The 6,835-nt window shown below is 71.6% G+C and carries 5 protein-coding genes; 3 read left to right on the forward strand and 2 right to left on the reverse strand.

The features are described from left to right. Positions 1 to 46 precede the first annotated feature (46 nt). Both B0W88_RS28390 and B0W88_RS28395 read right to left on the reverse strand, forming a co-directional pair. On the reverse strand, positions 47 to 2,248 hold the full coding sequence (locus tag B0W88_RS28390) for an alpha/beta hydrolase domain-containing protein (RefSeq protein WP_077037913.1): 2,202 nt from the start codon (positions 2,246 to 2,248) through the stop codon (positions 47 to 49). A gap of 134 nt (positions 2,249 to 2,382) precedes the next feature. After that, positions 2,383 to 3,417: an AI-2E family transporter gene (locus B0W88_RS28395; RefSeq protein WP_077037914.1), complete on the reverse strand. Its 1,035-nt coding sequence runs from the start codon at positions 3,415 to 3,417 to the stop codon at positions 2,383 to 2,385. Between the two features lie 138 nt (positions 3,418 to 3,555). Here B0W88_RS28395 and B0W88_RS28400 point away from each other — a divergent pair, with 138 nt between their 5' ends. The 3 genes from B0W88_RS28400 to B0W88_RS28410 all read left to right on the forward strand — a co-directional run. After that, a complete protein-coding gene (locus tag B0W88_RS28400) occupies positions 3,556 to 3,969 on the forward strand; it encodes a hypothetical protein (RefSeq protein WP_077037915.1) in 414 nt (137 codons plus the stop codon). A 77-nt stretch (positions 3,970 to 4,046) separates the two neighbouring features. Then, positions 4,047 to 4,754, forward strand: a complete 708-nt coding sequence (locus B0W88_RS28405) for a DUF899 family protein (protein WP_077037916.1) — start codon at positions 4,047 to 4,049, stop codon at positions 4,752 to 4,754. Between the two features lie 35 nt (positions 4,755 to 4,789). Then, on the forward strand, positions 4,790 to 6,835 hold a 2,046-nt coding region (locus B0W88_RS28410; protein ID WP_077037917.1), incomplete at its 3' end, for a hypothetical protein.

Raw genomic sequence — 6,835 nt, forward strand, 5'->3', positions numbered from 1 at the left:
CCACAGGCGGCCAGCAGCATCAGCATCGCGGCCGCCGGCGCTGCCCTCATGGCTTGGGAATCAGCACGGCCGAGACCGAGGCGGCGCCGTTCTTGTAGGCCGTGGCCTCCACCGCGCTCATGAAGCCCGCCGCCACCAGCGCGTCGGTCGCCGCGGCGAACTTCGTCTGGTAGTCGGTCCGGCCTGCGTAGAGCTCGGCCAGGGTGGCCCGCGGGTCGGTGGGCGCCTTGCTCGCCGCGTCGATGGCCAGCGGGATCGCGCTGCCCAGCGACTGGCAGTTCTGTCCCTTCGCATGACCCGCGCCGCGCACGTTCCAGCCGGCGTAGGTGGCCAGCGGCACGCTCAGCTCGGGCATGCGGATCGCGTCCAGCTCGTTGCCGTTGCCGTCCACCCGCGGCACCAGCAGCCGGTAGGCCTTGCTCAGGTCCACCGTCGGGGAACTCGTCGAGTAGGCGGTGACGTAGAGCTGGTTGGGGCGCGCCAGGCCGACGCTGAGCGAGAGCGGCGCGCCGGTGGCGCCGTTGGGCACGGTGATCGCGGACAGGTTCGGGAAGCCCGTCGCGGCGGCGGTCGGCAGCACCGCGCTGCCGGCGGCCACGGTCGGGTACCTGGAGGCCGGCGGGGTCGTGCCCTTGACGACCCAGTCGTCCAGCGAACCGAGCAGCGCGCGGAAGGTCTGGCCCTCGCTGACCGGACTCTGCACGAACTGGCAGGTGCTGCCGGCGGCCGGCTGGGTCAGCACGCCGGTCGTGGCACCCGGGCCGATGACGCTGTGGCCGGTGCCCAGCACCAGGTAGTAGCGCACGTTGTCGGGCAGGGTCAGGTCCTTGCCGGCGCCGTCGCTGACCACCAGCGAGGCCCGCCCGCCCCACCATTCGTAGCTGCCGTCCAGCTGCATGATCTTGGGGCAGGTCTTGCTGTCCAGGCACTTCTTCAGCAGGCCGTCGGTGACGCCGCTGACCGGGTCGGCCATCACGTTGTAGGCGAAGGGGAACTGGTCGCCCACCATGAAGTGGTCCTCGTGTTCCTTGGACCAGCGCCCGGGCTGCGCAAAGCGCGCGTTGACCCAGGTGCGGCGGCCGGCCGGCACCAGCGGCATCATGCCGTCGAACACGACGCGGCCGGCCGTGTCCTTGTTGAAGCCCTGGTAGAGGAAGTCACGCAGGAAGCGGCCCGACTGCGACAGGCCCTCGCCCAGCGCCACGTCGAAATTGGTGCCGGGGTTGCTCGCGCAGTTGCTGCCTGCGGCGCAGGTGGCGGCCTTCAGGTCGGCCACCGGGCTGGCATTGCCCTGCGCGTCCTTGGCATCGTTCTTCAGGAAGGCCACCAGGTCGCGCACCGCGGCGAAGCCGATGCCCAGCACCATCGGGTCCCTGGCCCGGTAGCTGAAGTTGTAGATGGTGCCGGCGTCGGGCACGAGGCTGTTGCCGGCGGCGTCGGGCATGGTGGCCGGCGGGGTGAACTGCACCGAGACCGAACCGTCCGCATTGGTGACGTAGCTCCAGGTGGCCACCGGCACGGAGGGCGACGCATACGTCTGCTGCCCGGCCGCGTTGTAGTAGCTCTGGCGGGCGGTGAAGCTCACCTCGGACAGGTCGGCCGTCGAGGCCGGCTTGTAGGTGAGCGGGATGGTGGCCGTGCCGGCGAAGTCGGGCACGTACTCCTCGCGGCTGAGGCCGGTGATCGAGCTGCCGTCGCTGTTCTTGGCGATCGGGAAGCTGGTGCCGACGGCGGCGGTCGAGCCCTTGCCGGTCTGCAAGATATTGCCCTGCCAGCCGCTCCACACCACGGTGACGCCGCGGCGCAGGATGGACGGGAAGTTGGCATCCGGCGCGGCGCCGGTGGCCAGGTCGCCGCCGCCGACGAACAGCCCCTGCGCGATCTTGTTGCCGCGGTTGACCACGTCGTAGAACAGCACGCGGCGCGCGCCTGTCGCGCTCTTGGGCCGCAGGATGACGACGTCGGTGGTGTAGGCCACGTAGCCGTCGGCATCGACCGCGGCCTTGTCGATGTCGGCGATGCCGGCATTGTCCGGGTGCCTGGGATCGAGCTTGCCATGCACGATGCCGGTCACGACGACGTAGGGGCCGGCGGCGCCCGAGGGCGTGGCGCCGTTGTAGGCGTCCACGCTGGACACCACTTCGAAGCGATCCACGAAGCCGGCCTTGCGGGGCGGCTCGTCGTCCCAGTTGCAGCCGGCCAGCGCGAAGGCCGCACCCGCGCAGATCAGCGAGAGTCTGAAGTTCATCCTGTCTCCGTGTCGTTGTGATGGAACTGCTGGGACCGGACCATAGGCAGTCCCGGCAGTCGCATCAATTAACGAACGGAGGCGATGCTTTCAGGCAGCGAAAGGATCGCGGGTTGACCCTCTCCCTACACCGATCAGTCCAACCAGCCGACGCGCCGCAGCTCGCCCTTGAAGAAGGCATAGAGCACGGGCGACAGCACCATGCCGCTGACGCCGAACAGCGCCTCGGCGGCGAACAGCACGATCAGCAGCTCCCAGGCCTGGGCGCCGATCTGCTGGCCCTGGATGCGGGCGTTGAGCAGGTACTCGAGCTTGTGCACGATCACGAGGAAGGCCAGCGCCGCCGCCGCCGCCGTCGGCGACACGCTGAGGGCCAGCAGCGTGACCATCGAGTTGGTGACCAGGTTGCCGATCACCGGCAGCAGGCCGCAGACGAAGGTGGCCAGCACCAGGGTCTTGGCATACGGGATGTGCCAGCCGGCCAGCGGCGCGATGACGAGCAGGAAGACCGCGCTGAGCGCCGCGTTCACGGCCGCGATCTTGGCCTGCGCCGCGGCCACCCGCTCGAAGGCGCCGCCCAGCCGCCGCCACAGGCCGAACCAGGCGCCGGCCAGGCCCTCCCTCGGCTCGCCCTCGGTCGCCACGCGCATCGCCGCCAGCACGCCCACCAGCCAGCCCACCAGCGTCATCAGCAGCAGGTGCAGCGCATGGGTGCCGGCGCCGGCCAGCATCTGCGCGTGCTTGCCCAGCGAGCCGGTGATCGTGGCCTTCAGCAGCTCGACCGAGTCCGGCAGGTGGTCGGCCAGCTCGTCGGGCAGGCGCAGCTTCAGCTGCTTCAGCGCCAGGTCCAGCGAGTCCATCAGGCCGGCGATCGATTCGCTGCCCATCAGCCGCCGCGCGCCCTCCACGATGCCACCGACCACCAGCAGCGAGATCAGCGCCATCACCAGGCCCGCGGTGAGCTCGTGGCCCTTGTCGCGCCGGCGCAGCAGCACGCGGCGCAGGCCGCGCATCACGAAGTGCGTCAGCGCGAAGGCCAGCAGCCCGGCCAGCAGCGCCACCAGCGCATGGACGTGGGCCAGCAGCAGCAGGCACAGGACCATCGAGGCGATGGCGATGGCCTCGGCGCGGCGGGGGGACAGGGGAACGTCGCCTGGGATCGGATTCATCGATGGCACGGCAGTGGGGATGCGGCCACTGTAGCCGCTCGTCCGCCCAAGTTTTTCTTCGCCCAGGTCGGCACTGCGGCGTAGAGTGGCGCTACTACCGCTCAACTAAGCCGTTATGTCGACGGCATCGGAGGCTCGATGGACCTGGCAACGATCGCGGCGGCCCTGGGCGGCCTGGTGCTGGGGGCGCTGGTCGCGGCCCTGGTGGCGGCACGCATGTGGAGCGGGCGCCTGGCCGCGGCCACGCAGCGGATCACCCGGCTGGAGGAGACGCGCAAGCAGGCGGACCAGGCGGCCAAGGACGCGCGCCGCCAGGTGGACCAGCTGAACATGGAGCTGGCCGAGCTGCGCCTGCAGCAGAGCCGCGCGGAGCGGCAGCGCGCCGCTGCCGACGCCCCGGCGCCGGAGACGCCGGACCTGCTGTTCCGCGACAGCGCGCCGGCCGAGCCCTTCCCCGCCACGATGATCGTGCCGCGCAAGCCCGCCGCGCCGGCGCCCGGCGACCCGAACTTCCCGGCCACGATGCTGGTGCCGCGCAAGCCGACGAGCTGAGGCCCGGCCCGCAGACGCGGCGGGCTCGAGGTCCCGGTGGGCACGCCGGATGCCCCGAAGCGGCTCGAGGTCGCCCCATGCCCGCCGAACAGAACCAACCCGCCACCGAACTGGCCGCGCTGATCCAGTTGCCCTTCCCCGGCGCCACGCCCGAGTACGCCCAGGCCCGCCGCGCGCTGCTGGCCGAGGAGATCGAGCTGCGCCGCCACATGACCCGCGTCGTCGAGCAGCGCCGTGCCCTGCCGCCCGGCCCGGTGATCGGCAAGGACTACCGCTTCAAGGACGAGCAGGGCTTCGACACGGGCCTGGCCGGGCTGTTCGGCGACAAGGACACGCTGGTCAGCTATTTCTGGATGTACGGCCCGCAGCGCGAGCGGCCCTGCCCGATGTGCACGAACTGGCTCGGCGCCGTCAACGGCAATGCAGCGGACATCAAGCAAAGGGTGGCGCTGAAGGTCTTCGGCCGCTCGCCGGTCGAGCGCCAATACGCCTTCGCGCAGGAACGGGGCTGGCGCGACCTGAACTTCGTCCAGACCGTGGGCGACGACTACGCGAAGGACCTCGGCCTGCTGAACCCCGACGGCAGCGAGAGCCCGGCGCTGGTGGTCTTCCGCAAGGACGGGGACGGCACCGTGCGCCTGTTCTGGTCCAGCGCGATGCGCCGCGAGATGGCCGACCCCGGCCAGGATCCGCGCGACGCGCCGGACATCGCGTCGCTGTGGTCCATCCTCGACCTCACGCCGGGCGGGCGCGGCACCGACTGGTATCCGAAGCTGCAGTATTGAACTGGCACTAGGATCGGCGGCGAGGAGACTGCCGCATGTCCAACAAGAGCTACCTCGGCGAGATCGAGCTCGTCGTGCCCGGGGCGCCCGCCATCGCCCTGGAGGAAACCAGCCCCGAGCCCTCGCGCCGGCTCGACAGCCAGGCGATGCGCTGGTCCTACGTGCTGCGCAACCGCCAGCGCTGGCTGGCCAAGGGCGGCGCGAACCGCGCGCACGAGGCCGATGCGGTGCAGACGCTGGCGGACTTCGGCGTCGACGAGGCCGCCTTGACGCTGCTCGCCGCGGCGCCCTGCGTGGTCGTGCGCATGCCCTACCGGCGCGAGGGCGAAGGCTGGGAAGGCCGCGTCTTTCCCTGGGAGTACGTGATCGCCGCGGCCACGCGGCAGCTGCGCGCCGGCCGGCCCTGCACGGTGCTGCGCGAGCTGGACCCGCAGGCGGACGACGAGGCGGATATCTGGCCTTCGGCGCGTCGCGCGAAGAGCCGCGAGCCGCTGAGCCTGCTGTTCGTGCAGAGCGCGCCGGGCGGGCTGCGCGAGCCCTCGGCCTTCGACCCGGAATACGAGCGCATGCGCCGCGTGCTGCCGGGCAGCCGCGTCGAGCGCCTGGTCGACCCGACGCTGCAGCAGCTCGCCGACAAGGTGCTGTCCCTGCAGCCGGACCTGGTCCACCTGAGCGGCTTCGGCAATGCCTCCGGCCTGCGCGAATGGCGCGAGCTGGCGGCGCCGGGCGACGGCGTCGAGCTGGACGGCGAGCGCATGACGGTGGCCGAGGCGCTGGCCGGCACCGTGCCCGACGGCATGCTGCTGGCCGGCAGCCGCAGCGCGGTCAACCTGGTCTCCGCGCAGATGCTGGCCCGGGCCCTCTCGGCCGACGGCCGGCACTGTGCCTACTTCATCGGTGCCAGCCTGGACAGCTCGGCCGCCCGCACCGCCGCGATGCTGGTGGCCGAGCGGGCGGCGCTGTCGGCCGTGGGCTTCCAGAACGAGATCGACAACATGCTGCTGGACATGTTCTTCGAGCTGTTCTACGGCCAGCTCGCCAGCCCGCCCTGGCATGCGCCGCTGGCCTTCCAGCAGGCCTGGCTGCGGGTGCGCGCCGAGCCGGCCGCCACCCGGGCCACCGGCATCGCCTTCTGGTCGGGCGCGCCGCTGTCCCCGCCCGGCCGGGCGCTGGGCGACGCCGCCGCGGCCGCCGAGCCGCCCGACGAGGATCGCGAGCCCTACCTCGAATGCGCGCCCGAGAAGGAGCTGAACTACGCGGTGCTGCACAACAACGGCCGCCTGTTCGAGAAGCTCGTGCTGATGCGCGGCAAGGCCCGCGAGGGCGACTGGCTGGGCGTGGACGTGGAACTGCACCTGGGCGCCGAGCCGGCCCGCTGCAGCCGCCGCTTCCAGGCCGACAAGCGCATGCTGGACCTGGCGGGCACGGTGATGCTGCCACTCACCGCGGAGCTGATCCGCTCGGTGCAGGAGGCGGTCAACAGCACGCTGGTCGTGCAGCTGAGCTGGAACCAGGACGGCCGGGAAAGGCTGCTCAGCCGCGAGACCTACCCGCTGCGCCTGCTGCCGGTGGACCAGTGGCGCGACAACGACGTGGACGGCCAGTGGCTGCCCTCCTTCGTGCTGCCGCGCGACCCGGCGGTGCTGCGCGCGGTGGAGCAGGCGCAGCGCTATGTGCGCGTGCTGCGCGACAACCCGGCCGCCGGCTTCGAGGGCTACCAGGCCGCGCCCAATGCCGAGGAGGAAGAGCTGCGCGAGGTCGACCTGCAGGTCCAGGCGATCTGGGCCACGCTGCTGCACGACTGGCAGCTCGGCTACATCAACCCGCCGCCCTCCTACAGCAGCCGCCTCGACTCGCAGCGCCTGCGCACCCCGTCCACCATCCTCGGCAACCGCAGCGGCACCTGCATCGACCTGGCCCTGCTGTTTGCCGCCTGCCTGGAGCTGATCGACGTGCATCCGGTGGTCTTCCTGCTGCACGGCCATGCGCTGCCCGGCTACTGGCGCCACCACAGCTACCGGGAGACCTGGCTCGACATGCGCGCCGACGCCCTGCCCGCCCCGGTCGCCCAGGCCGGCCAG

Source organism: Pelomonas sp. KK5, assembly GCF_001984095.1.
Classification (GTDB): domain Bacteria; phylum Pseudomonadota; class Gammaproteobacteria; order Burkholderiales; family Burkholderiaceae_C; genus KK5.